Annotated in this window: 22 protein-coding genes; 6 read left to right on the forward strand and 16 right to left on the reverse strand. The window is 69.2% G+C overall.

Annotated elements, in window-relative coordinates; translation table 11 throughout:
• Positions 1-64: 64 nt before the first annotated feature.
• Positions 65-2,410 carry an MMPL family transporter gene (locus tag D4739_RS04200; RefSeq protein ID WP_120059399.1) on the reverse strand — a complete coding sequence of 782 codons (2,346 nt, stop codon included), beginning with the start codon at positions 2,408-2,410 and terminating at the stop codon, positions 65-67.
• Positions 2,411-2,565: 155 nt separating this feature from the next.
• On the opposite strand from D4739_RS04200, the gene lysS reads away from it, so the two are divergent.
• Entirely contained in the window at positions 2,566-4,311 is a 1,746-nt protein-coding gene (gene lysS / locus D4739_RS04205; protein ID WP_120059400.1) for a lysine--tRNA ligase, read from the forward strand.
• An 85-nt stretch (positions 4,312-4,396) separates the two neighbouring features.
• On the opposite strand, the gene D4739_RS04210 is transcribed toward lysS, so the two are convergent.
• Positions 4,397-5,299, reverse strand: a complete 903-nt coding sequence (locus D4739_RS04210; RefSeq protein WP_120059401.1) for a LysR family transcriptional regulator — start codon at positions 5,297-5,299, stop codon at positions 4,397-4,399.
• A gap of 125 nt (positions 5,300-5,424) precedes the next feature.
• On the opposite strand from D4739_RS04210, the gene D4739_RS04215 reads away from it, so the two are divergent.
• Positions 5,425-6,126 carry a type 1 glutamine amidotransferase domain-containing protein gene (locus D4739_RS04215; RefSeq protein WP_120059402.1) on the forward strand — a complete coding sequence of 234 codons (702 nt, stop codon included), beginning with the start codon at positions 5,425-5,427 and terminating at the stop codon, positions 6,124-6,126.
• A 59-nt stretch (positions 6,127-6,185) separates the two neighbouring features.
• On the opposite strand, the gene D4739_RS04220 is transcribed toward D4739_RS04215, so the two are convergent.
• Positions 6,186-6,605: a DUF3151 domain-containing protein gene (locus D4739_RS04220; protein ID WP_120059403.1), complete on the reverse strand. Its 420-nt coding sequence runs from the start codon at positions 6,603-6,605 to the stop codon at positions 6,186-6,188.
• Positions 6,606-6,719: 114 nt separating this feature from the next.
• Here D4739_RS04220 and D4739_RS04225 point away from each other — a divergent pair, with 114 nt between their 5' ends.
• Positions 6,720-8,198 (forward strand): DHA2 family efflux MFS transporter permease subunit, encoded by a 1,479-nt coding sequence (locus D4739_RS04225; RefSeq protein WP_274380464.1) that lies wholly within the window; start codon positions 6,720-6,722, stop codon positions 8,196-8,198.
• Positions 8,199-8,237: 39 nt separating this feature from the next.
• Here the strand turns inward: D4739_RS04225 and fbaA are convergent, their stop codons facing one another.
• The 3 genes from fbaA to D4739_RS04240 form a co-directional block, all read right to left on the reverse strand.
• A complete protein-coding gene (gene fbaA / locus D4739_RS04230; RefSeq protein ID WP_120059404.1) occupies positions 8,238-9,263 on the reverse strand; it encodes a class II fructose-bisphosphate aldolase in 1,026 nt (341 codons plus the stop codon).
• A gap of 194 nt (positions 9,264-9,457) precedes the next feature.
• Positions 9,458-9,796 (reverse strand): hypothetical protein, encoded by a 339-nt coding sequence (locus D4739_RS04235; protein ID WP_120059405.1) that lies wholly within the window; start codon positions 9,794-9,796, stop codon positions 9,458-9,460.
• Positions 9,797-9,825: 29 nt separating this feature from the next.
• On the reverse strand, positions 9,826-10,491 hold the full coding sequence (locus D4739_RS04240; protein WP_120061724.1) for a TrmH family RNA methyltransferase: 666 nt from the start codon (positions 10,489-10,491) through the stop codon (positions 9,826-9,828).
• Positions 10,492-10,610: 119 nt separating this feature from the next.
• On the opposite strand from D4739_RS04240, the gene D4739_RS04245 reads away from it, so the two are divergent.
• Together D4739_RS04245 and D4739_RS04250 are read left to right on the forward strand one after the other, a co-directional pair.
• On the forward strand, positions 10,611-11,285 hold the full coding sequence (locus D4739_RS04245; protein ID WP_238473518.1) for a DedA family protein: 675 nt from the start codon (positions 10,611-10,613) through the stop codon (positions 11,283-11,285).
• 46 nt (positions 11,286-11,331) lie between these two features.
• Positions 11,332-12,513 (forward strand): pyridoxal phosphate-dependent aminotransferase, encoded by a 1,182-nt coding sequence (locus D4739_RS04250; protein ID WP_120059406.1) that lies wholly within the window; start codon positions 11,332-11,334, stop codon positions 12,511-12,513.
• Positions 12,514-12,566: 53 nt separating this feature from the next.
• On the opposite strand, the gene D4739_RS04255 is transcribed toward D4739_RS04250, so the two are convergent.
• The 10 genes from D4739_RS04255 to D4739_RS04300 all read right to left on the reverse strand — a co-directional run bounded on the left by D4739_RS04255 (position 12,567) and on the right by D4739_RS04300 (position 22,867).
• Entirely contained in the window at positions 12,567-13,658 is a 1,092-nt protein-coding gene (locus D4739_RS04255; RefSeq protein ID WP_147384795.1) for a hypothetical protein, read from the reverse strand.
• The gene (gene clpB, locus D4739_RS04260) at positions 13,655-16,273 is read right to left on the reverse strand and encodes an ATP-dependent chaperone ClpB (protein WP_120059408.1); all 2,619 of its coding nucleotides are present in this window, start codon (positions 16,271-16,273) and stop codon (positions 13,655-13,657) included. Before clpB ends, D4739_RS04255 begins: the two co-directional genes overlap by 4 nt.
• 278 nt (positions 16,274-16,551) lie before the next feature.
• Entirely contained in the window at positions 16,552-17,448 is an 897-nt protein-coding gene (locus tag D4739_RS04265) for an Abi-alpha family protein (RefSeq protein ID WP_120059409.1), read from the reverse strand.
• Positions 17,445-18,794: a DUF445 domain-containing protein gene (locus D4739_RS04270; RefSeq protein ID WP_120059410.1), complete on the reverse strand. Its 1,350-nt coding sequence runs from the start codon at positions 18,792-18,794 to the stop codon at positions 17,445-17,447. Before D4739_RS04270 ends, D4739_RS04265 begins: the two co-directional genes overlap by 4 nt.
• A 139-nt stretch (positions 18,795-18,933) precedes the next feature.
• The gene (locus D4739_RS04275) at positions 18,934-19,653 is read right to left on the reverse strand and encodes a DUF6230 family protein (protein ID WP_120059411.1); all 720 of its coding nucleotides are present in this window, start codon (positions 19,651-19,653) and stop codon (positions 18,934-18,936) included.
• A complete protein-coding gene (locus D4739_RS04280; RefSeq protein WP_147384796.1) occupies positions 19,653-20,384 on the reverse strand; it encodes a hypothetical protein in 732 nt (243 codons plus the stop codon). Before D4739_RS04280 ends, D4739_RS04275 begins: the two co-directional genes overlap by 1 nt.
• Positions 20,381-20,845: a DUF6114 domain-containing protein gene (locus D4739_RS04285; protein ID WP_120059413.1), complete on the reverse strand. Its 465-nt coding sequence runs from the start codon at positions 20,843-20,845 to the stop codon at positions 20,381-20,383. Before D4739_RS04285 ends, D4739_RS04280 begins: the two co-directional genes overlap by 4 nt.
• Entirely contained in the window at positions 20,842-21,546 is a 705-nt protein-coding gene (locus D4739_RS04290; RefSeq protein WP_120059414.1) for a DUF6230 family protein, read from the reverse strand. The genes D4739_RS04285 and D4739_RS04290 overlap by 4 nt, the downstream gene beginning before the upstream one ends.
• Positions 21,547-21,602: 56 nt before the next feature.
• On the reverse strand, positions 21,603-22,073 hold the full coding sequence (locus tag D4739_RS04295; protein WP_120059415.1) for a DUF6114 domain-containing protein: 471 nt from the start codon (positions 22,071-22,073) through the stop codon (positions 21,603-21,605).
• Between the two features lie 131 nt (positions 22,074-22,204).
• Positions 22,205-22,867 (reverse strand): DUF6230 family protein, encoded by a 663-nt coding sequence (locus tag D4739_RS04300; RefSeq protein ID WP_147384798.1) that lies wholly within the window; start codon positions 22,865-22,867, stop codon positions 22,205-22,207.
• Between the two features lie 244 nt (positions 22,868-23,111).
• Between D4739_RS04300 and lepB the strand changes: the two genes are divergently transcribed.
• The gene (lepB, locus tag D4739_RS04305) at positions 23,112-23,735 is read left to right on the forward strand and encodes a signal peptidase I (RefSeq protein ID WP_120059417.1); all 624 of its coding nucleotides are present in this window, start codon (positions 23,112-23,114) and stop codon (positions 23,733-23,735) included.
• The last annotated feature ends 35 nt before the right edge of the window (positions 23,736-23,770 follow it).

A 23,770-nucleotide genomic window follows, 5' to 3' on the forward strand; every position in this document is an offset into this window, starting at 1 on the left:
GCCACGCCCCAAGGACGGCGACGGCCCCGCACCGGGGAGGGTGCGAGGCCGTCGGTCTGTGTCCTCAGACGCTGACGAGCTCCCGCTCATCCGCATCGAGGTCGTCGCCACCGTCTCCAGCCGAGTGACGAAGACGCTGCAGGCCCTCACCCTCGACGTCGACGTTCGGCAGGATCCGGTCGAGCCACTTCGGCAGGTACCAGGCCTTCTCGCCCATCAGGTACATCAGCGCCGGGATCAGCGCCATGCGCACCACGAAGGCATCGATCAGGACCGCGACGGCGAGGGCGAAGCCGAGCGACTTGATGATGACGTCGTCCATCAGGATGAAGCCGGAGAAGACGGCCGCCATGATGATCGCCGCAGCGGTCACGACGCGGGCGCTGTTGCGGAAGCCGTCGACAACCGCCTCACGCGTGGTCATGCCGTGGACGTGCGCCTCACGCATCCGGGTCACCAGGAAGACCTGGTAGTCCATCGCGAGGCCGAACACGATGCCGATCAGGAAGATCGGGATGAAGCTGACGATCGGCTGCGGCGGGAAGAGCCCGAACGCACCCTCCTGGAAGACTGCGACCGTCGCACCGAGCGTGGCCAGCACCGACAGCAGGAACCCGAGCGTCGCCGTCAGCGGGACCAGCAGCGACCGGAAGACCAGCATCAGCAGGATGAAGGCCAGGCCGATCACGAGCGCGAGGTACGGCACCAGCGCACTGTTCAGCTTCTCGGAGATGTCGGCCATGACCGGCTGCGTGCCGGTGACGGCCAGGTCGACGCCGAGCTCGTTCTCGAGCTCCGGCTCGCCTGCCCGGATGTTGTCGAGCAGGGTCTGGGTCGCGTCGTCGTCCGGCGCGGTCTCCGGCTCGACGAGGATGATCGCGCCCTTGTCGGTGCCGGGCTGGGCCACGACCCGGGCGACGCCGTCGAGCGAACCGACCCAGTCCACGACCTTCGCGTACGCCGCCTGCTTGCTGGCTGCGTCGCCGTCGCTCTTGCGGGCGTCGACGATCAGCATCATCGGGTCGAGGCGGCCAGGACCGAAGCCCTCCTCGATGAGCTTCACGGCCTGGTAGCGCGAGCTCTCGACCGGCGCCGTGTTGTCGCCGGGCATGCCGAGCTTGAGGCTCGTGAACGGCAGGGCGAGCGCACCGAGCGCCACCACGACCAGCACGACCACCGCAACCGGACGCTTGCCGACCAGACGGGCCCAGCGGACTCCGTTGTTGACGATCCGGCCGTCCTCCTCCCGGGCGGGGCGGTAGCGGCGGAAGGTGCCACCGAACGCCTTCGACTTCAGCACGCCGAGCAGCGCGGGGAGGAAGGTCAGCGCCACCAGCACCGCAACCGCGACGGTGATCGCCGCGCCGATGCCCATCCAGCCCATGAACGGGATGCCGATGACGGTGAGGCCGGCCAGGGCGATGATCACGGTGAGGCCCGCGAAGACGACGGCGGAACCCGCCGTGCCGACGGCGATGCCGACGGCCTCCTGTCGGTCATCCGTGTGCTCGAGCTCGCTGCGGTAGCGCGCAAGGATGAAGAGCGTGTAGTCGATGCCGACCGCCAGGCCGATCATCATGCCGAGCATCGGGGTGCTCGACGGAAGATCGGTGAACGCGGTCAGCGCCGTGATGCCCACCGAGCCGAGCGCGACGCCGATCAGGGCGGTGACGATCGGCAGACCGGCGGCCATGAACGCCCCGAAGGTGAGCGCCAGGACGACGAGGGCGACGCCGATGCCGACGAGCTCAGCGGTGGCGTTGATGGCGCCCTGGGTCTGCATGCCGGCACCGCGGACCTCGACCTGGAGCCCCGTTTCGTCGGCGACCTGCTCAACCGTGTCGATCACCTCCTGCTGCATCGCGGGGGTGACATCGGCGATCGTCTCGACGTCGAACTGCGTCGACAGCAGGCCGATCCGGCCGTCCTCCGACAGCGACGGCTGGGCCTCGATCTGGGCGAGCAGCATCTGCTCGGCCTGGGCCGGCGTGACGGCTGCCTCAGGGGTGGACATGGCCTCCGCCATCGCGGGAGCCAGTTCCTTCGCCTGCGCGGCGGTCCAGATCACCGGGATCTGGTCGGGCACGTTGTCGAGCTTGCCGAGTGCGGAAGCGAGCTCAGCGACGCCGTCGGCGTACTTCGCCTCGGTGAGGGTCGCGCCCTTCGGGGCAGCGACGACCACCTCGATCGAGGCGGCCTCCATCGGGGACTGCTCGCCGTCCATCAGCTCGGGAATCGTCTCCGCAGCCTCGACGGACTCGAGTCCGGGGATCGTGAACGCGTCCGAGAACGGCTGGGACTTGGTCGCCGCGACACCGCCGACGGCGGCGATGACCAGCAGCCAGCCGACGAGGAAGAAGGGCCAACGCCGGTAGGCGGTGCGGCCGAGGCGGTAGAGAAGGGTTGCCATGTGGCGGACTCCTTGGAGTTCGGGGATAGCTAATCGTTGCAGTCTGCAACCGTTTGCCCCACCTACTTTGGTCGGGACCTGCTGTGACTCAGGTAGCGTTTGCGGCCGCACAACTCTCGGCACACCGACAGAAACCACGCAGGAGCGGCACACCCATGGCACGAGGCGGCAAGACCGGGCAGCAGGACCCCATCGACTGGGTGACCCGTGCCGCGGACGACGCGATCCGCCACGCCGCCGGCACCGGCTCCCCTGAGGGCATCGCCGCCTTCGTGGAGTCGGGGCAGACCGTTACGGTCGCGTCCGGCGCCTCGCCGTCCGGCCCGATCCACCTGGGCAACCTGCGCGAGTTCCTGACCCCGCACTTCGTGGCCGAAGAGCTCCGGCGCCGCGGCGTACCCACGCGGCACCTGCACAGCTGGGACGACTTCGACCGCTACCGCAAGGTCCCGTCTGGCGTGCCGGCCGAGTGGGCCGAGCACATCGGCAAGCCACTGACCGCCGTCCCGGACCCGTGGGACTGCCACGACAACTGGGCCGACCACTTCAAGGCGCCGCTCCGCGCTGCTCTCGCCGAGATGGGCGTGGAGATGGAGGAGGTGTCGCAGACGGAGATGTACCGGGCGGGCACCTACCGCTCGCAGATCCTCCTCGCGGTGTCTCGCCGGGATGAGATCGAGCGAGTGCTCGAGCAGTACCGGACGAAGGCCGCCGTCCCGGTTGCCGAGTCCGAGGAGGAGGCTGCGGCCCTGGCCGACTCGGTGGTCGCCGAGGACTCGGCTGACGAGCCAGCGGGCGATCTGGCGCGCTTCCCCTACAAGCCCTGGTGCGCCGTCTGCGGTCGCGACACCACCACGATCACGTCGTACGACGAGGCGGCGCACGACCTCGCCTACACCTGCACCGCGTGCGACCACTCCGGCTCCACGAACCTTGCGACCGAGGACAACGGCAAGCTCGTCTGGAAGGTCGACTGGCCGATGCGCTGGGCCTTCGAGGGCGTGAACTTCGAGCCCGGCGGACTGGACCACTCCACGCCCGGCTCGTCCTACACGGTCGGCAAGGAGATCGTCGAGATCTTCGGCGGCCGCGCCCCGGCGTACGTCGCGTATGCGTTCGTCGGCTTCGCGGGCATGCAGAAGATGTCGTCGTCCTCGGGCGGTGTCCCGATCCCGGCCGACGCGCTGAAGGTGCTCGAGGCGCCGATGGTGCGCTGGCTCTACGCGCGCAAGCAGCCCAAGCAGGCCTTCACGATCGACTTCGGTCCCGAGGTCGTGCGTCTGTACGACGAGTGGGACGCGCTGACGAAGAAGGCCGCCGACGCGACCAAGCGGGACGTCGCCGTGCTGGCCTATGAGCGGGCAGCGTCGACCGCCTCCGCCGGCACGCTGCGGGTGCCCGAGGTGACGGTGCCGTTCCGCGTGCTCTCCGGCGTCGCCGACGTGACCGCAGGTTCGGCCGACCAGATCAGCCGGATCGTGTCGCACGTGGGCTACGCGCACGACACGGTGGAGGAGCTGGAGCCGCGGCTCGGCCGTGCCATGAGCTGGACCGAGGAGTTCGTCCCGGCCGAGGACCGCACCATCGTGCGTGACTCCGCCGACACCGAGCGCCTGGCCGCACTGACCGCCGACGAGCAGACCTGGATCTCGCTGTTGCTCTCGCGCCTTCCGGAGGGCGAGCTCGAGCTGGAGCCGGTGACCACGCTCGTCTACGGCGTGCCGAAGCTGGCCGCGGGTCTCGCGCTCGAGGACCAGCCGACCGAGCAGGTGAAGGCCGACCAGAAGGCGTTCTTCGGGCTGCTCTACAACCTCCTCGTCTCCGCCGAGCGCGGCCCACGCCTGCCCACCCTGATCGTCGCGCTGGGCACCGACAAGGTGCGGTCGCTCCTCGCCCCCTGATCCGCCGAAAGGTCAGGTCTGGTGCCGCGAGCCGCCAGGTCTGGCGCGCCGAAGGGTCAGGTTTGGCGCGCCGAGCCGTCAGCCGTCAGAGCGACACCCACTCGGCAGCGGCTTCGCGCAGGCACTGCTGAACGAGTGCCACGACCGGATCGACCGCGCCCCGGCGTACGACGAGGTAGAGCGTGTTCAGCGGCGCGAAGTCGGGCTCGTGCAGGCGGACGAGCGCACCTGCGGCGAGGTCCTCGGAGGCGACGTACGTCGGCAGCACAGTGATGCCAGCGCCCGCACGAGCAAGCGCGCATGCTGCCCGCAGGTCCGGAACGATCACCGCCACAGGATTGGACGGGCGGCGGCCGAACTCGCTGCGCCAGTAGCGGCGGATCACCGGCAGCTCCTCGCCGTACGCGATCAGCGGCAGATGACCCAGAGCCCCCGCGGGATCGGCAGCGAGGCGCTCGGCATCGACCGTGCGCGCCATCCCAGGCGAACCAACGAGGACGAACTCCTCGTCAATGAACGGCGCCGCCACCAGCGGACCGGGAACCGGTCGGACCGACGAGACGACCAGGTCGAGACGGCCCGCCCGGAGGTCGTCGAGCAACTCGGCGGCCAGACCGAGGCGGGCCTGGCAGGTCAGCCCGCGGCCGACCAGAGGTGCCAGCGCGGGGAGGATCTGGAGTGCCATCACGTCGGATGCACCTCCGATCCGGACGGTGCCGGTCAGTGACGACTCCGGCGCGGGCTCGGCGACGGCGCCGCGAAGAGTGTCGACCGAGGAGCCGATCCGGGCAGCGAGGGCAGACGCCCGCGGTGTCGGGGCAGCTCCGTCGCGGGACCGGACGAACAGCTGCTCTCCGAGCTGCGCCTCGAGTCGCGCGAGGTGGCCCGACACCGTCGGCTGGCTGACGCCGAGCCGGTCCGCCGCAGCCGACAGGGACCCGGCGCGGTGGATCTCGAGGAAGGTCGCGAGCAGATCGAGGGAGGTCACGCAAGAACCATGCCATAAGAATCCTGATGGATGACTCCTTCTATCGGGGAACGAGGTGATGGTCCGGAGAGTTGAGCCGAACGCCCCGGAGAACCCGGGCCGACACCTCACCGAAGGAGCAACCCATGCCCCGCGTCCTGCTCGTCCTCTCTGCCGCCGACAGCCTCGAGCTCGCCGACGGATCCGCCCACCCGACCGGATTCTGGGCCGAAGAGGTCGCCGTCGCGCACCAGGTACTGACCAGCGCTGGCGTCGACATCGACATCGCCACCCCGGGCGGCGTCCGGCCCACCGTCGACCCGATCAGCCTTGACGAGCGCGGCGGCGTCGACCCGGAGGAAGGCAAGAAGCATGGCGCCTACCTCGACAGCATCAGGACGTCGCTCGACACCCCGCTGGCCCTCGACGACGTCGACGGATTGTCGTACGACGGGATCTTCCTGCCCGGCGGCCACGCACCGATGGCCGATCTGGCGAGCGACGCCACCCTCGGCCGACTCCTTGACGGTGCCGAAGCCGGCGGCTCGGTCGTCGGCGCCCTGTGCCACGGCGTCGCGGCCCTGCTCAGCGCCAACGGCACCGACGGCGCCTTCACGTTCGCCGGCCGCAGGCTCACCGCGTTCAGCGACGAGGAGGAGCGCCAGGGCGGCCTCGGCGACGCAACGCCGTACTTCATCGAGGCGAAGTTGCGCGAGCGCGGCGCCACGGTCACCCCCGGCGCACCGTGGAGCAACACCGTCGTCGTTGATGGGCGCCTGGTCACCGGCCAGAACCCGCAGTCGAGCCGCGAGACGGCCGAGCGCTTCGTCGAGCTGCTCCCGCGCTGACGCGCTGAGTCGAGTGCGCAGGTGGCTGCATCCGCCACATCGCTGCGCACTCGACTCGCTCAGGCGTCGCCCAGCAACACGTCGTACGCCGTCGGGCTGGAGTCGCGCAGGAACGCCGAGCAGCGCTCCCACTCCTCGGTCTCGCCGATCTCTCCGGCGGCGGTGGCGAGCAGCGCCAGGGAGCGCAGGAACCCGCGGTTCGCGTCGTGCTCCCACGGGACGGGGCCGTTGCCCTTCCAGCCGTTGCGCCGCAGCAGGTCGAGCGAGCGGTGGTAGCCGACCCGCGCATAGGCGTAGACCTCCACCGCGTCCGCGTCGCGGTCACGAGCCGACTCCGCCAGGGCGGCCCAGGCCGCGGGCGACGCCGGGTGACGGCGTACGACGTCGACGACTGCCGCGCCGTCGGCGAGCTCGACCTCGGCCGGGTCATCAGGGAGGTGGGTCGGCGGCGGAGTGGGCATGAGGTCCTGGAGGTTCATGCCACCAGCCTGCCACCTCGTCACACCAGCCCTGACGTCTCAGTGCACCAAACCTGACCTCTCGGCGGGAAAGGGCGGGGAACAGTTGTCTGTCGCAAGTGGTTGACTCACTTCGTGACCTCGCCTGACACCTCCGCCGTGACGAATCCGCCGACCGAGAAGGACCCGTGGCCGGCGCTGTGGGCGCTGGTCCTCGGCTTCTTCATGATCATGGTCGACTCGACCATCGTGACCGTCGCGACGCCAGCGCTGATCCAGGACCTCGACGCCGAGGTCAACAGCGTGGTGTGGGTGACCAGTGCCTACCTGCTCGCCTATGCCGTGCCGGTGCTGATCACCGGGCGGCTCGGTGACCGGTTCGGGTCGAAGAACCTCTACATCGCAGGCCTCGTGGTCTTCACGCTCGCCAGCCTCTGGTGCGGCCTCACCGAGAGCGTCGGCATGCTGATCGTCGCGCGCATCGTGCAGGGTCTCGGCGCGAGCATGATCACGCCGCAGACGATGGCGATCATCACGCGCATCTTCCCGGCCGAGCGTCGCGGCCAGGCGATGGCGCTGTGGGGCGCCACCGCGGGCGTCGCGCTGCTGGTCGGCCCCCTTCTCGGTGGCGTCCTCGTCGACGGGCTCGGCTGGGAGTGGATCTTCTTCATCAACATCCCGGTCGGCATCATCGCGATCCTGCTGGCGATCCGCCTCGTCCCCCGGCTCGACACCCACCCTCACCGCTTCGACTGGCTCGGCGTCGCGCTGAGCGGCGCGGGCATGTTCGCGCTGGTGTTCGGCATCCAGGAGGGTCACCAGTTCGACTGGGGCACCGTGACCGGCGTGATCACCGTGCCACGCCTGATCATCGGCGGTCTCCTGATCCTCGCCGCCTTCGTCTTCTGGCAAGCGCGCAACAGCTCCGAGCCGCTGGTCCCGCTCGGGCTCTTCAAGGAGCGCAACTTCTCGCTGGCCAACCTGGCGATCATGACGATCAGCTTCGCGTTCACGGCGATCGGCTTCCCGCTGATGCTGTGGGCCCAGCTGGTCCGCGGCCTCTCGCCCACGCAGTCAGCGCTGCTCCTGGTCCCCATGGCACTCATGTCGATCGTGCTCGCACCCGTCGTCGGCAGGCTCACCGACCGCCTGCACCCGCGCTCGATCACGGCCGTCGGCTTCACGACCACCGGCCTGGCGCTGCTCTGGCTGGCGCTCGGTCTCTCCCCCGACGTCCCCTACTGGCACCTGCTCGCCCCGATGGCGCTGATGGGCGCCGGCAGCGCGGGCATCTGGGCGCCGCTCTCGGCCACTGCCACCCGCAACCTCCCGCAGCACCTCGCCGGTGCAGGCGCCGGGGTCTACAACGCGACGCGACAGATCGGCGCGGTCCTCGGCGCAGCCGCCATCGCCGTGCTCATGGACGCACGCCTCAGCGCCAACGGCCTGGAGTTCGACCCGGCGCATGCGGTCGCCGGAGCGGCGCTCCCGCCGCAGGCGCACGCTGCGTTCGCCAACGCCATGGGCGAGGCGCTGCTGATCACCCCGGCGGTGCTCGTGCTCGGCCTCGCGGCGGTGCTCATGTTCACGCGGCCGGCGCACGCCCAGCGCTGACCTGACGGCTCGCCGCGCCAAACCTGGCCTCTCGGCGGATCAGATGCCGAGGGTGGTGCCGGCGGAGCGGAGGTCCTGGCAGGCCTGCACGATGCGGGCGGCCATGCCGGCCTCGGCAGCCTTGCCCCATGCGCGGGGGTCGTACTGCTTCTTGTTGCCGACCTCGCCGTCGACCTTCAGGACACCGTCATAGCTGGTGAACATGTAGCCCGCGACCGGACGGGTGAAGGCGTACTGGGTGTCGGTGTCGATGTTCATCTTCACGACGCCGTAGTCAACCGCCGCGGAGATCTCCTCGGGCAGCGAGCCGGAGCCGCCGTGGAAGACGAAGTCGAACGCGCGCTCCTTGCCGAACTTGTCCGCGACCGCCTGCTGGGCGTCGAGCAGCACCGACGGGCGCAGCTTCACGTTGCCGGGCTTGTAGACGCCGTGCACGTTGCCGAAGGTGAGCGCCGTCAGGTAGCGACCCTTCTCGCCGAAGCCGAGCGCCTCGACGGTCGCGATCGCGTCCTCGGGCGAGGTGTAGAGCTTCTCGTTGATCTCGTTCTCGACGCCGTCCTCCTCGCCACCGACGACACCGACCTCGATCTCGAGGACGATCTTCGCGGCGACGGACGCGGCCAGGAGCTCCTGCGCGATCGCGAGGTTCTCGTCGAGCGGCACGGCCGACCCGTCCCACATGTGCGACTGGAAGAGCGGGTTCTCACCGCGGGCCACGCGCTCGGCCGAGAGGGCGAGCAGCGGGCGGACGAAGCCGTCGAGCTTGTCCTTGGGGCAGTGGTCGGTGTGCAGCGCGATGTTGACCGGGAAGTTCTTCGCCACCTCGGCGGCGTACGCCGCGAAGGCGGCCGAGCCGGTGACCATGTTCTTGACCGTCGAGCCGGAGAGGTACTCCGCGCCACCCGTGGAGACCTGGACGATGCCGTCGGAACCCGCCTCGGCGAAGCCCTGGAGGGCAGCGATCAGCGTCTGTGAGGACGACACGTTGATGGCGGGGTAGGCGAAGGCGCCGGCCTTGGCCGCATCAAGCATCTCCGCGTAGATCTCGGGGGTGGCGATAGGCATCGGAGGATCTCCTGGTGCTGAGGACGGTAGTGAGCGACGGGGCCGAGCAACTGGGTGCGGCCGATCGGGCCACGCACACTCTATTGAACGTACGCCGCGGCGCGCAGCCGCGTGGCCGCGCTACTGGACGGTCACCATCATGCGCGGCGGGGCTCACCCCGAGAATTCACCCCCGCAGGCGAGCGCAACTGCACTCAGCGGCAGTCCACCGCGAGCACGGGCCGGATACCGGTGCCGTCGACGTCGACCGTGCGCGGGGTGATCAGGATGTGCGCGCTGGTCGTGCGCTCGTTGAGGCAGGGCGGCCATCCGTCCTCGTGGAACGTGCCGTCCTCTCCGATCCAGGCGACCGATCCGCGCACGCCGTAGGTCCAGCTGCTGCCCTGGAACGACGCCACCTTGGTCTCCGCCGAGGCGTGCGCAGGCGTCTGCTGCCAGCGGGGCGCGGCCTTGCTGGATCCGAGACCGAACCCGAGGACCAGGCCGATGGCGAGAAGGAAGACAGCGAACGCGGCGAGCAACGGCTTGGGCATGCGGCCAAGTCTCCCACCCGCCCATGCGCTCAGCCGCGCCAGACCCCGGCTTCGGCCGAACCACCGGCGCCACCGAGGTCGGCGTACTCACGGATCCAGGTGTGCATGGCGATCGCTGCCGCCGCCGAAGCGTTGATCGACCGCGTCGACCCGAACTGCGCGATCGAGAACGTGCCATCACACACGGAGCGCGCACCCTCGGACAGGCCCGGCCCTTCCTGTCCGAACAGGAAGCAGACACGCCGTGGCACGGCTGTCGTCTCGAGGTGCAGCGAGCCCGGCAGGTTGTCGATGCCGAGCAGGGTCACGGGCCCACCGGGAAGCGAGTGCAGGTACGCCGCCAGGTCCGCGGCCGACGCATGGTGCCGGATGTGCTGGTAGCGATCGGTCACCATCGCCCCACGCCGGTTCCAGCGCTTGCGGCCCACGATGTGCACCTCGGCCGCGAGGAAGGCGTTGGCGGAGCGCACGATCGTGCCGATGTTGAAGTCGTGCTGCCAGTTCTCGATGGCGACGTGGAAGTCGTGGCGGCGCGTGTCGAGATCGGCGCGGATCGCCTCGAGAGTCCAGTAGCGGTAGCGGTCCACGACGTTGCGGCGGTCCCCTTCGCGCAGCAGCTCCGGATCCCACTGCGGACCCTCCGGCCACGGTCCGGACCACGGTCCGAGGCCGACCTCCTCCGGCCCGTGCGGCATGGGGTCGTAGGGCGCGCGCTGCTCCGCGTCGTACTCGCCGTCGCGCACTGGATCGTCCACGGGACGCAGGTTAGTCGGGACCCGCCCGGAGGGTGGGGTTGCCCGGCTACTGTGCTCTCGTGATCGCTGACCTGATGTCGCCGCTGCTGCTGGGCATGGACTGGATGGAACCGCAGTGGTGGCTCGACCACTTCGGCACCGAGATGGTGTGGCTCAGCCTGATCATCCTGGTGATCGAGTGCGGGCTCTTCTTCCCGTTCCTCCCCGGCGACACGCTCCTGTTCGCGATCGGCCTCTTCATCGCCGGTGACCAGGTCTCGATCGTCCCGGGGCACCACTCCATCGACCTGGTCGTCGTGATGGCGCTCTTCGTCGGAGCCGCCTTCCTGGGCAACGTGGTCGGCTACGAGATCGGCCGCGCCGTCGGACCGCCGCTCTATGAGCGCGACGGCCGCATCCTCAAGCGGAAGTACTTCGACCAGACGCACGCCTTCTTCGAGAAGCACGGCACCAAGGCACTGGTCATCGGCCGCTTCGTGCCCGTCGTGCGGACCTTCGTCACGGTCGTCGCAGGCGTCACCCGCATGGACCGCCGGGTCTTCCTGACGTGGAGCTTCATCGGCGCTGTGCTCTGGGTCCTCTCGATCACGCTGCTCGGCTACTTCCTCGGCCAGGCCTTCCCGAGCCTGGGAGAGAACCTCGACAAGGCGATCATCGTCATCGTCGCGGTCTCGCTGATCCCGGTCGCCTACGAGTGGTGGGCGCACAAGCGGAAGTCCGCCGCACACTCCTGAGCACGGCTCGCCACCGCTGACCGGGGCCTGACCTAGGCTCGGAGCCATGGCAGTACGACGCGACGCCGACCGTCTCGCGGGCATCCCGCCGACGGTGTTCAGCCGCATGTCCGCACTCGCCGCCTCCACCGGGGCGGTCAACCTGGGCCAGGGCTTCCCGGACCGCGACGGTCCCTCGACCGTGATCGAGCGCGCGGTCTCGGCCCTGCGCGACGGCGCCAACCAGTACGCCCCCGGCGCCGGCATCCCGGCGCTGCGCCGTGCCATCGCCGACCACCAGCTGCGGCACTACGGCCTCGATCTCGACCCGGACACCGAGGTGGTCGTGACCACCGGGGCGACCGAGGCCATCGCCGGCGCCATGCTCGGCCTGGTCAACCCCGGCGACGAGGTCATCGTCCTCGAGCCCTGGTATGACAGCTATGCGGCGATGATCTCCTTCGCCGGCGGAGTGCTGCGGCCGGTCACCCTGCACGCGCCGGAGTTCCGCCTCGACGTCGATGCGCTCGAAGCCGCGGTCACCTCGTGCACGAAGCTGCTGCTGATCAACACCCCGCACAACCCGACCGGCACCGTGCTGACCCGCTCCGAACTCGAAGCCGTCGCCCGCATCGCGATCGAGCACGACCTGATCGTGGTCACCGACGAGGTCTACGAGCACCTCGTCTTCACCGGTCACACGCACGTCCCGATCGCGACCCTGCCCGGCATGGCCGACCGCACGCTCACCCTGTCCAGCGCCGGCAAGAGCTACAGCTTCACCGGCTGGAAGGTCGGCTGGGCGACCGGCCCGGCCCCGCTCGTCGGGGCAGTCCTCGCCGCCAAGCAGTGGCTCAGCTTCACCTCCGCCTCCGCGCTCCAGCCGGCGATCGCCTGGGCGCTGGAGCACGAGGCGGCGTACCCGCGCGAGCTGGCGGTCTCCCTCGAGGAGCGACGCGACCTGCTCTGCGACGGACTCTCCGCGGTCGGGCTGACCGCACGCCGCCCGGAGGGCACCTACTTCGCCACGACCGACGTCGCTCACCTCGGGTGGAAGGACGGGCTGGAGTTCTGCCTGGCCCTGCCCGAGCGTGCGGGCGTCGTCGCGATCCCGATGCAGGGGTTCTACGGGTCGCCCCGGTCCGGCCACCACCCCGGCAGGCACCTGGTGCGCTGGGCCTTCTGCAAGGAGCCGGATGTGCTTCAGGAGGGGCTGCGCCGTCTGTCCGCGGCCGACCTCAGCGCCTGAACCTCGCCACCGCAGTCACCTTGGCAGCACACCTGTGCTGGTTCGCCGGAGCGTCAGCGGCCGTTGAGCCAGAGGGAGACCTCGGGCCGGAGCAGCAGGTAGGCGGTCACCATCCCGGCGACCGCGGTCACGATCGGGGCGATCGCGGTGACGAGGGCGAACGAGAGCATCCCCGAGAGCACGGCCGACGCGATGAGCAACGGACGCGCCCAGCGCACGCGCAGCACGACCAGCAGCGCCAGCCCCGCAGCCACGATCGACCAGGTCACGAAGATGCCGATCATCGCGAACGCCGTGGTGCGCACCTGGTCCGCGGTCAGGCCGAGCTCGGCGAACCGGTCCTGCTCCTTGAGGAGCTCATCGACGGTCGTGGGTTCGAGCGCGATCGCCAGCGCGGACAGGGTCAGCAGGCCCGCGACCAGCAGGGTGCAGACCCAGGTGACGACACAGGCTGCGACCAACGGCGCGGGCCGCTTCGTCAGCGGAACCGTCGACTGCTCGGCGCGCGGGGCCCCGAAACCGGAGTACGGCGCTGCACCGGTCGACACCGGCGATCCACCCGCGGGCGGCCACACCGGCGGGGGCATGTGCGGGGGCATCGGCGCCGGGGGCCGCGTCGGATCCGCGGCCTGATCCTGGGCCTGATCCTGGGCCTGACCCTGGGACGGGGGCTGCTGGCGCTCGGGCCGGCGGGGCACCGTCTGGCGCACGGCCCGACCGGCGAACCAGTCACGGGCCGGCCCGGTCCACAGCAGGACGGCGCTGACCGCGACGAGTGCCGAGGAGAACGGACCGCCGATGAAGCCGAGGAAGAAGAGCGGGACCGCAGCAGCACTGAGGCCCGCCCTCGCGCCCTTGCTCTTCTGGAGCACATAGAAGCCGCAGATGCCCGCGACCGCCGCACAGGCACCCGCGACGATGAACGCGGTCTGGCTGAGCTGCAGCCACTCCTCGACGTTCATTCCGAGGCTGGAGTACGGAGGGGACTTGAGCTTGGCGGCGACCAGCTCACGGTTGTACAGCGAACGCAGCTTGGCGATCGCGTCGTACAGGCCGAGGACGAGAAAGGCGGACCCGACCATGGCCACCCACCCGGCCATCGTGACCTGGGGTGGGCGGCCGGCGGCCTGAGTCTGCTGCGTCATGCCCCCATTCTGGGGGTGAGCACCAACCCGTCGGTACTCGGCCCGGAGACACGGTCCACCACGACACTGCCGCCGTCGGTGACCTCGCCCGCGATCAGCAGCCGCGCCAGCGGGTCACCGATCGAGCTCTGGATCAGGCGACGCAGCGGCCGGGCGCCGTACGCCGGGTCGTAGCCGGTCTCGGCGAGCCACCGCTTCGCGTCGTCGCTGATCTCCAGCCCGATGCGGCGCGCCTCGAGGCGCTTGGTCAGCAGCGCGAGCTGGAGGTCGACGATGTGGGTCAGCTCGTCCCTGCTGAGCGCGTCGAAGAGGACCACCTCGTCGAGCCGGTTCAGGAACTCCGGCTTGAAGTGGCCGCGCACGACGCCCATCACCGACTCCTTCTTCACCTCGGGGTCGAGCGTGGGGTCGACGAGGAACGTCGATCCCAGGTTCGACGTGAGGATCAACAGGGTGTTGCGGAAGTCGACCGTGCGGCCCTGGCCGTCGGTGAGCCGTCCGTCGTCGAGCACCTGGAGCAGGATGTCGAAGACCTCGGGGTGGGCCTTCTCGACCTCGTCGAGGAGCACGACGGAGTACGGGCGCCGTCGGACCGCCTCGGTGAGCTGGCCGCCCTCGTCGTAGCCGACGTAGCCGGGAGGTGCACCGACCAGGCGCGAGACGCTGTGCTTCTCGGAGTACTCGCTCATGTCGATGCGGACGATCGCGCGCTCGTCGTCGAACAGGAAGTCCGCGAGAGCTTTCGCCAGCTCGGTCTTGCCGGTGCCCGTCGGGCCGAGGAAGAGGAACGAGCCCGTGGGTCGGTTGGGGTCCGCGATGCCGGCCCGCGAGCGGCGTACGGCGTCACTCACCGCGAGCACCGCAGCCTCCTGGCCGATCAGGCGCTTGCCGATGACCGACTCCATCTCGAGGAGCCGTGCCGTCTCTCCCTGCAGCATGCGACCGGTCGGGATGCCGGTCCACGCCTCGACGACGTCGGCGATCTGCTCGGCGCCGACCTCCTCGCCGACCAGCGGCTCGGCCTTGGCATCGTCGCTGGCCTGGTTCTTCTCGACGGTCGCCAACCGGGCCTCGAGCTCGGGGATCTTGGCGTAGTTGATCTCGCTGGCCTTCTCGAGGTTGCCCTCGCGCAGCAGCTTGTCGGCCTCGCTGCGCAGCGCGTCGAGCTGGCGGCGCAGGTCGCCCTCGCCCTCGAGGTTGGACTTCTCCGCCTCCCAGCGGGCCTCGAGCGCGCGCAGCGCCTCCTCGTCGTCCGCGAGGTCGGCGCGCAGCTTCTGGAGGCGGTCCAGGCTGGCCGGGTCGGACTCCTTGGCCAGCGCGAACTCCTCCATCTTGAGCCGGTCGACCTGACGCCGAAGCTGGTCGATCTCCTCGGGCGAGGACTCGATCTCCATGCGCAGGCGCGAGGCCGCCTCGTCGATGAGGTCGATCGCCTTGTCCGGCAGCTGGCGGCCGGTGATGTAGCGGTCACTCAGCGTCGCGGCCGCAACGAGGGCGGCATCGGTGATGCGCACGCCGTGGTGCGCCTCGTACTTCTCCTGGATGCCGCGCAAGATCTGGATGGTGTCCTCGACGCTCGGCTCACCGACGAAGACCTGCTGGAAGCGGCGCTCGAGGGCAGGGTCCTTCTCGATGGACTCGCGGTACTCGTCGAGGGTCGTCGCGCCGATCATGTGCAGCTCGCCGCGCGCCAGCATGGGCTTGAGCATGTTGCCCGCGTCCATCTGGCTGTCACCCCCGGCGCCCGCTCCGACGACCGTGTGCAGCTCGTCGATGAAGGTGACCACCTGGCCACCGGCGTCCTTGATCTCCTCGAGCACGGCCTTGAGCCGCTCCTCGAACTCGCCGCGGTACTTCGCACCGGCCACCATCGCGGCCAGGTCGAGGCTGAGGACGCGGCGGCCCTTGAGGCTGTCGGGGACGTCGCCGGCGACGACACGCTGGGCGAGGCCCTCGACGACGGCGGTCTTGCCGACGCCGGGCTCGCCGATCAGGACCGGGTTGTTCTTCGTGCGGCGGGACAGGACCTGGATCACACGGCGGATCTCGGCGTCACGGCCGATGACCGGGTCGAGCTTGCCGTCCTCGGCCGCCCGGGTCAGGTCGACGGAGTACTTCTCCAGCGACTCGTACGTCGACTCCGCGTCCTGGCTGGTCACGCGCCGGTTGCCGCGGACGGCGGTCAAACCCTCGCGGAGGTCCTTCTCGGTCAGGCCAGCGTCGGTGAGCAGCTTCTTCGCGCTCGACTCGACGGTGGCGAGCGCGATCAGGAGGTGCTCCGTCGCGACGTACTCATCCTTGAGGGACGCGGCGAGGTCGATGGCACTGGCCAGCACGCGGGTGAGCGCGGCCGACGCGGCGGGCTGCTGGACCGTTGCTCCGGTGGCGCGCGGCAGGCTCGCGACGAGCTGCTCGGCCTGCGCCGCAATCGCGGACGCGTCGACGCCGGACTTGGTGATCAGGGTGCGCGCGGTCCCCTCGGGGTCGCGCAGCAGCGCGGCCAGCAGGTGTGCCGGCTCCATCGTGCTGTTGCCGCCGGTGGTGGCAGCGAGCTGGGCAGCCTCGATCGCCTCGCGGCTGCGGGTCGTGAACTTGTCCGCTCCGAACGCGCTCATGTGGTGGGGTCCTCCTCGACAAGGGTCTCAATGCATCGTGGCGCACACGAGCCCTCCCTGTGGAGGGCCCTTGGTCACCTGTCGCAACAACGCCAGAGTTGAGTCCATTCCACTCAACTCTGACAACTTCTCCCCGTCGACACGGCGCAACCTCGAAGTCGACACGGCGCGACCTCAACGCCGACACGGCGCTACTTCCCGTGTACTGCGGGAAGTAGCGCCGTGTCGAGGCCAACTTTGCGCCGTGTCGGCGCCGAGGTTGCGACGTGTCGACGTTGCTAGTCGAGGTCCTGGGGGGCCTGGTGCTCGGGGAGAGCGGCCAGGTCATCGGCCTCGGTGACCAGGCAGGTGCGGCAGAAGTCCTCACCGAAGGGCGTGAGGTGGATCGAGCGACGGACCACCTTGTGCGAACGGACCGAGTGCATGGCCGCGAGGACGTCGGGCTGCGCCTCGACGACCTGGTACTCGAGCGGGTCGGACAGCTGCTCGCGGGAGAACCAGATCAGGCCGAGGCGGAACAGGTTGTTGAGGTAGGACGGCACCTGGTCGAGGTAGCGCACCCCGGCCCGCGGGCCGATCATGTTGAGGCCGGGAGCAACCAGCGTGGAGCTGACCATGCCGATCGCGCCACCGGTGCGGACGTCGACCGCCGGCTGCGGGCCGCCCTTGAGCAGCAGCATCAGGACGCGGCCCTCGTCGGGCGCCATCTCACTGAGGATGCGGGCGTACGCCGGGTGGCCCTGCTCGTTGTTCCACACGTCGCGCGAGCGGGCGAGCAGCGCCTGCCCCTGCTCACGCAGCGACTGCTGCTTCTGCAGCTCACGACGAGCCGCGGTGGCCGCGATGGCCTCCACGGGCTGGTGGTTGGACGAGCCGAGCGATGCGCTGACCTGGATGACCGCCTGAGGTAGCGAGACACCGCTGCTGACCGCCTTGGCGAGGTCGCCGAAGATCGCGCCGGCCTGGGCCACACCCGCGGCGAGGTCCTTGGCACTGCTCGGGTTGGTCGCGGCGGAGAGGACCTTGCGGCCACCCTTCACCCCGGCAACGACGGTCCACTCGGCAGTGCGCAGCCATGACGTGGCCGCCAGCCGGACCAGTCCGGGGAACGCGTCCATGCGAGGTGTGGCGAGGGCCGTCGAGGCCGCCCGCTCAGGAAGGTTGTTGCTGCTCATCCGCCACCAACTCCGAAGATCGCGTAGTGGATGAATCCACCTGCCAGGCCCATGATCGCTCCGTGAGCGTAGAGCATCCACTCGTCTTCCTTGATGGCGGAGCGCATCATCTCGACGAAGTCACGTGAAGGAAGTTCCTTGGTGCGGGCGGCGATCAGGACCCGGATCTTCCCCGACTGGGCGCGGGAGAACTCCTCGTCCTTGAACGGCGTCATCGTGCGACCGACGGCCTCGCGGGCAAAGCCTTCCTTGATCGCGTCGTAGGCGCGGGCGCCGATCGCGATGCGCGCAGCGCCACGAACCGGGCCGGCGGCACGGTCGATGGCCGGGCCGAGCGCCGTCGCGAGCATCTGCCGCGTGCGGTCGCCGCGGGGACCATCCATGAGGAAGTCACCGATCCGCTCGAGCGTGATGACGTCGTCGGCGATGATCTTGGCGTAGACCTCGGCGGCCTCGTTCTGACGCCGGAGGAAGAGTCCGTGGAACTTGATGCCGAAGTAGCGCTTCGGCTCCGTCGGCTCGAAGATCAACCACATGCCGAGGGCGTTGGTGACCCAACCGACGACGACACCGAGGACGGGCAGCAGCCACCACTGGTGGAACCAGTGGTCGGCGAAGGCGACGGGGACGCCGAGCAGGAAGCCGAAGAGGAAGCCGAAGTTGACCATCATGTTCAGCTCGCGCTGACCGATGTCCTTGAAGACACGGATGACCAGGCCGGGGTTCTTCCGGAAGTGGTCGATGACCATGATCTTCGGGTCGAGCAGCTGGTCGATGTGGATGCCGATCTCGTCGGTGATCGACGTGACGACGCTGGGCAGCTGCTGCTGGACGCGGGAGATGATCGCCCGCTTGCCGCTCGCCGGCAGGTCCCGCCAGAAGGCCGGGTTGCTCTGACGCATGACCTCGTCGACGAGCTCGGGGATCTCGCGCTCGAACATCGTGACGATGTGCTCGGCGATCTTGTCCGGCTCGAGCTGCTGGTAGAACTCAGCAGGCGTGCCCAGCTTGGCGATCGCCTTGTCGACGGCGATGCTGCCCATCTTGGCCGCGCGGGCCGGGACGATGCCCTGCCAGCCCAGGCCACCCTGGAGGATGCCGGGCACTTCCTGCAGCTTGTGCGGCAGGAGGCGGGCGATCTCCTTCATGCCGGGGACCTTGAAGCCATGGAAGTTGACCGGGTAGAAGAGCATGATCAGGCCGGTCCAGTTGATCAGCCAGCCGACCACTGCGGTGAAGAGCGGGATCGACAGGAACGCGATCCACTCATGGGTCGTATTGATGTTCTGGAGCGCCCAGTCGACATGACTGAGGTAGTCCAACACTGCGTCAAGCAGCGCACTCACCGCCTTGCTCCACGACCTGCGGCCAGGTCGTCACCTGTGGGATCCATCACTTGCTACTGCAGGGTAGCGGCAACACACGCCGCCACCACACCGATCCGGGATCCGGGCGAATCAGGACAGTTGTCCAGTGCGGAACGGTCTAGTGCGGAACGGGCACGGCGTCGCCGATCGTGTTCCAGCACTCCGTGCCGCCAGCCGCCTTGGGCACCACCGTGATCGCCAGGCCCGGCAGGGTCAGCGGCCCGCCGATCTCTGCGTCGTACAGGAAGCCCTTGGCATTGAAGATGTCGCCGGCCGTCGCATCGATGCCCCACCAGCCGATGCCGGTGGGGGCGCCCAGGGGGTTGTCGGTGTTGGGCAGCGTCGTGATGTCCTGGCTCGCCATGCCGATCTGGACACGTCCGTCGAGGTTCACCCCGGTGCCGTTGCCGCGCAGCGACGCGATGTCGAACTGAACGTTGGCCGCGGAGATCTCGCGCGTCGCAGCGTTCCCGTCTCCCGCCCTCACCTTGATCACGACATCACCGATCACGGGGACGTTCTGGACCTGGGAGAGACAGAACCCGTCCAGGCTGCCGACCGCGAAACCGGCCGACAGCACGTTCTTCGTCGACACCACGCCCCCGGAGGACTTCGAGCTGAGCTGGCGCATGCCGAGCCCGATGTCCTGCCCGGTGACGCGCCCGGTCGAGAACTTGGCGGCCGTGCCCTGGTAGGTCACCGCCGCCGCGAACACCTGCTGCTTCAGCATCACCAGGGTCGCCGCCATGGCCGCGAGCGCGAGCAGCATCAGCGGCAGCGCGCGCCGCCAGGAGGTCCCGTACGCCGCGTGGTCGGCGCCGCCCGAGAAGTCGTCCATCACGACACCGTCACCGCGGTGTTGGGCAGGTTGACCGAGTAGGCACCCGAGATCTCGCCGTTCGCGCCGGACGACGTCGTCACGGCGTACCTGATCTTGAGGTTCATGCCGCATCCGGTCGCGCTGACATCGATGAAGACGTCGGCGAGCGTCCACAGCAGGTCGTCGGGTCGCACGTTGTCCTCACACCCGAAGGTGAGGAACGACAGGTTGATGATGCTGTCCGCGGTGACCCACAGGTCGGTGTAGATGGTCGTGCCGCTCGCGTTGCCGAGCTTTGCCGCCGAGTCCGGCTTCAGCGTGACCGCGTAACCGGCTCCCCCGGACGTGCTCAGGGTCGCGTCCTTGTGGACCTGGAACTGCTGGAAGGTCACCCGGTAGAGGCCCGACTCGGTCGACCCGTCGGCGTACTTCAGCGTCTGGCCGCCGGTCTTGCTCACCGCGGTGATCTGCCACTTCCCCGCCTCATAGCAGGGCTGCAGCCAGAAGGTGCCGCAGCCGGTGCTCGAGGTCTGGGTCCGCGGGACGTTCATGACGGTGGTGACCTTGGACAGGCACGGGCGCAGCGTCACGCCGTTCTTCGTGGTGAGCACGGCCCGGTTGGCGTCGCTCGTGCCGCAGGCCTGTGCCGCCTGCGCCGCCTCACGCGGGGCGTCGGGCCACAGGCCCAGCGCCAGTACGACGCTGAGGACTGCGGCGAAGACCACCCACCGTTGTCCGCGGCGACTCACGCTACGGATCCGGTCCGCCGTCCCCGTCGGGAGCGCGTCCTGCCGGGCGAGCCCTTGCCGCGACGCGGCCGCAGCTCTCCCCAGCCCCAGATCATCGAACCTCCGATGATCCCGAGCACGGTCCCCACGAGAAAGCCGCCGAGGTTCGACCCGACGAACGCCGCCATCGCGGCAAGGACACCGAAGAGCCCGACCAGGCGTGCGTAGATCGGCGAGACCCAGGCAACCAGCCCGAACATCACCATGGCTCCGCCGAGAATGTAGCCGGCGGAGCGGTTGAAGCTGCCGGCCATGGCCACGCCGAGCGGATAGCTGTTCAGCTTGATCACGACCAGGCCGCCGAGCATCAGCCAGAGCCCACCCCAGAACGGGCGGGTACGCCGATAGGCACGCGCCCAGCGCACCGCATCGGTGCCGGGCACGCGGCGGTTGGGGCCGAGGCGATCTGTCGAGGCGATCATGAGTTGCAGTCCGCCTTCGTCTTCACGCCCGGCAGAACCCGGATCTTCAGGTTGGGCAGGTTGATCTGTCCCTGCAGGTCGATGCCGTAGGAGTCCGCGTCCAGGTTGGAGACGTTGAGGGTCTGGGCCTGCAGGCCGAAGGCGCCGGGCGTGCCCGCGAAGGGGAGCGTGTCCATCATCAACGTGTCCGCCGACTGGCCCAGCGTGAGCTTGGCGATCTGGTCACCCGTGCCCGTGAGGTTGTCGGAGGCCAGGTAGAGCTGCTGCGCGTTGATCTCCTGGCCGGCCGGGTTGGTGGTCGCGCCGTCGACCGGCTCCCCCGCGGAGACCACCAACGAGACGTCGCCGATCACCGGCAGCGTCTGCTTCGCGATGGCACACAGACCGTTGAGCGTCGCCGTCTTGAACCCGAGCTGCACCACGGCGTCGTCGGTCGCGCCGTACAGGTCCTGGACGTTGAGGTAGCCCGCGGCATTGAGACCGGAGACCTTGTCCGTGTAGACCTTGTACGACGTGTTGGCGGTCGTGAAGTTCACGGCCAGGACGTTCTGGCTGACCCCGAGGAACATTCCCGCGAGGCCGGCCAGGCCGATGCCGGCGAGCACGCCCGACCGCTTGCGCGTGCCGCGGCGTACTCCGTCGTCTGCGCGGGCGAGCATCGCATCGGATGCCGAGTGCACGGCGGCGAGCCGCTCAGCCATCGCCTGTCGACGACGGTGAGCGACTTCCCGCAAGCGCGTCCGGAGGGCGCGTCGTCTCATGCCGCCGACGCCATGCCCGAGTCGACGGGCGTGCCCTTGCGTGCTGCCTTGCGGGCCTGCTTCTCGGCAGCCTTCTCCTCGATGCGCCACAGCTGCTTCTCGCTGTAGGGCGTCCAGGCGAAGATCAGGCCACTGCCGACGATGCCGAGCACCATGCCGATCAGCCAACCACCGAGGTTGGCCAGGGGCAGCGACGTGATCGAGAAGGCCAGCGCCATCAGCGCAGGGAAGTGACGCTGCGCCGGCACGAAGAACGCGACGAACGCCGCCGCGACCATGCCGCCGCCGAGGATGTAGACCTGCGCGCCACCCACCCCGAGGTAGGACAGGAACTGGAACGTGCTGCCGATGACCGGCTTGAGGACGAAGTAGCCGCCGAGGGCGAGCAGGACGCAGCCGATGGTCGGCCGGGTCTTGAGGAATCGGTAGAGCGAGTGGCGCACGCGCGCCACGGTTGAGTTCTGCATCGGTCTTTCCCCTCCCAAGGAATTCCACGAGGTGGAGGTCCGCTGCCCCCGTCGGGCATCGGACTTCCGGACCGTGCCGGCGGCGGACGATCAGGCCGCCGCCGGCACGGTCCTTCAGCTGATGAGCTCGATCAGTTGCAGGTTGCGAGGCCCGCGGTCGGGGTCAACGTCACGCCGGTCAGGCCGATGGAGCTGAGCGCCACCTGGAAGACGTCGGCGTTGATGTTGTCGAGGTCGACGTTGGTGACGTCGTTGGCAGCGCCACCGGTCGTCCCCTCGCCGGACTCGATACCGAAACCACCGACGTTGGCGCCATTGGCGACACCCGCCTGGTGGTTGAGCTCCTGCTGCGCCACACCCACGGAGACGTTCTTGAGAACGGCATCCGTCGTGACGCCCTGAGCGTTGAGGTCCACCGAGTCGCCCAGCGAGACCGCGCCCGGGAGCGAGATCCTCAGGCCGATGTTCGGCATGAACCCGAGGCCGGTGGGCTGGTTCGCCGCGAGGCAGACGGTGTTGACCGTGCCGTCGTGGAGAGTCACGAACGCGGACTGCTTGTCAGCAGAAGTTGCGTCCGTCTGCGACGCCGCTGCCTGCGCCGCACGCAGCGACAGCTCGACGCCGGAGCCACTGCCGGTGGCAGCCGTGACCTTGAACGGCGTCGTCGAGCTGAGCGACGCGGAGACCGCGCCCTGCAGCATCGCCACGCCGAGGCCCACCGAGACAACGGCGGCAGGCAGCGTGACAGCGGCGAAGCGTCCGAGCCGCACGCGGCCCATTCCCTTTTCCTTCATGTGGATTTCCCTCCCAGGAAAAACGCACGCCCGCACTCGCGGGTATGCGGCAGCAGCCACCGCTCGAGATTGGATTTCCCTCCCCAATCCTGCGCCGAGACCCGGACTCCCATCCCGGGCTGGTCAGTTCTCCTCTCCCCAGAGGAACGTGACCACGGCGACCGCTGTGTAACGTATGACACGTTCGTCCAGAATGTAAACCAACGTGACACAAGCGTGACCGGACCCACACAAGGGAGTTTCAGTGGCCAGTCGCCGACGCGACGAGAGCGGCTCGATCGGCGCAGCACTCGGCTGGGCCGCGTTGATCGCAGGACTCCTTGCCCTGTTGACGATTGTCGCTGCGCTGGCCTTCTCGGTGACGGTCAAGGGGCAGTCGATGGAGCCCACCGTGCGCGAAGGCGACCGATTGCTCGTCAAGTTCTGGGACCGCGGCACGATCAAGCGTTTCGACCTCGTCGAGGCACGCGTCGGCGTCGCGAAGACCCCGGTCGTCAAGCGCGTGATCGGCCTGCCGGGCGACACCGTCTCGATCCGCTTCGATCGCGGCGCACCTGTCGTCGCCGTGACCCCGGCGGGCTCCGAGACGGCGCAGTACGTCGTCAACCCCACCTGGGAGGGCCAGATCGGCGACCGCGTCGCCCCGTGCTGCGAGGACGACGGCACCGCAGGCACACAGTTCCACGAGGTCGTCGTGCCCGACGGCAAGTACTGGCTCCTCGGCGACAACTGGGGCTCTTCCGACGACAGCCGGACCTACGGGTTCGTGCCCGGTGCCGACATCGGCGGCCACCTCAACCTGCGCTTGCGGCCGCTCGGCTCGTTCGGGTCCATCGAGAACCCCGCGACGCTCGCCGACCAGCCCTGAGCCTTGGGTTCCCGCGGGACGTCGTCGTTCTCACC

This window comes from Nocardioides cavernaquae (assembly GCF_003600895.1).
In the GTDB taxonomy this organism is placed as follows: domain Bacteria; phylum Actinomycetota; class Actinomycetes; order Propionibacteriales; family Nocardioidaceae; genus Nocardioides; species Nocardioides cavernaquae.

Excerpts from the sequence above, each read along its gene's own strand:
- D4739_RS04220 (WP_120059403.1), bottom strand. The coding sequence starts at position 6,605 with ATGAACCTCCAGGACCTCATGCCCACTCCGCCGCCGACCCACCTCCCT.
- fbaA (WP_120059404.1), bottom strand. The coding sequence starts at position 9,263 with ATGCCTATCGCCACCCCCGAGATCTACGCGGAGATGCTTGATGCGGCC.
- D4739_RS04250 (WP_120059406.1), top strand. The coding sequence starts at position 11,332 with ATGGCAGTACGACGCGACGCCGACCGTCTCGCGGGCATCCCGCCGACG.
- D4739_RS04275 (WP_120059411.1), bottom strand. The coding sequence starts at position 19,653 with ATGGACGACTTCTCGGGCGGCGCCGACCACGCGGCGTACGGGACCTCC.
- D4739_RS04235 (WP_120059405.1), bottom strand. The coding sequence starts at position 9,796 with ATGCCCAAGCCGTTGCTCGCCGCGTTCGCTGTCTTCCTTCTCGCCATC.
- D4739_RS04255 (WP_147384795.1), bottom strand. The coding sequence starts at position 13,658 with ATGACGCAGCAGACTCAGGCCGCCGGCCGCCCACCCCAGGTCACGATG.
- D4739_RS04240 (WP_120061724.1), bottom strand. The coding sequence starts at position 10,491 with ATGCCGCACGGGCCGGAGGAGGTCGGCCTCGGACCGTGGTCCGGACCG.
- D4739_RS04265 (WP_120059409.1), bottom strand. The coding sequence starts at position 17,448 with ATGAGCAGCAACAACCTTCCTGAGCGGGCGGCCTCGACGGCCCTCGCC.
- D4739_RS04285 (WP_120059413.1), bottom strand. The coding sequence starts at position 20,845 with ATGATCGCCTCGACAGATCGCCTCGGCCCCAACCGCCGCGTGCCCGGC.
- D4739_RS04290 (WP_120059414.1), bottom strand. The coding sequence starts at position 21,546 with ATGGCTGAGCGGCTCGCCGCCGTGCACTCGGCATCCGATGCGATGCTC.
- lysS (WP_120059400.1), top strand. The coding sequence starts at position 2,566 with ATGGCACGAGGCGGCAAGACCGGGCAGCAGGACCCCATCGACTGGGTG.
- D4739_RS04300 (WP_147384798.1), bottom strand. The coding sequence starts at position 22,867 with ATGAAGGAAAAGGGAATGGGCCGCGTGCGGCTCGGACGCTTCGCCGCT.
- D4739_RS04200 (WP_120059399.1), bottom strand. The coding sequence starts at position 2,410 with ATGGCAACCCTTCTCTACCGCCTCGGCCGCACCGCCTACCGGCGTTGG.
- clpB (WP_120059408.1), bottom strand. The coding sequence starts at position 16,273 with ATGAGCGCGTTCGGAGCGGACAAGTTCACGACCCGCAGCCGCGAGGCG.
- D4739_RS04215 (WP_120059402.1), top strand. The coding sequence starts at position 5,425 with ATGCCCCGCGTCCTGCTCGTCCTCTCTGCCGCCGACAGCCTCGAGCTC.
- D4739_RS04295 (WP_120059415.1), bottom strand. The coding sequence starts at position 22,073 with ATGCAGAACTCAACCGTGGCGCGCGTGCGCCACTCGCTCTACCGATTC.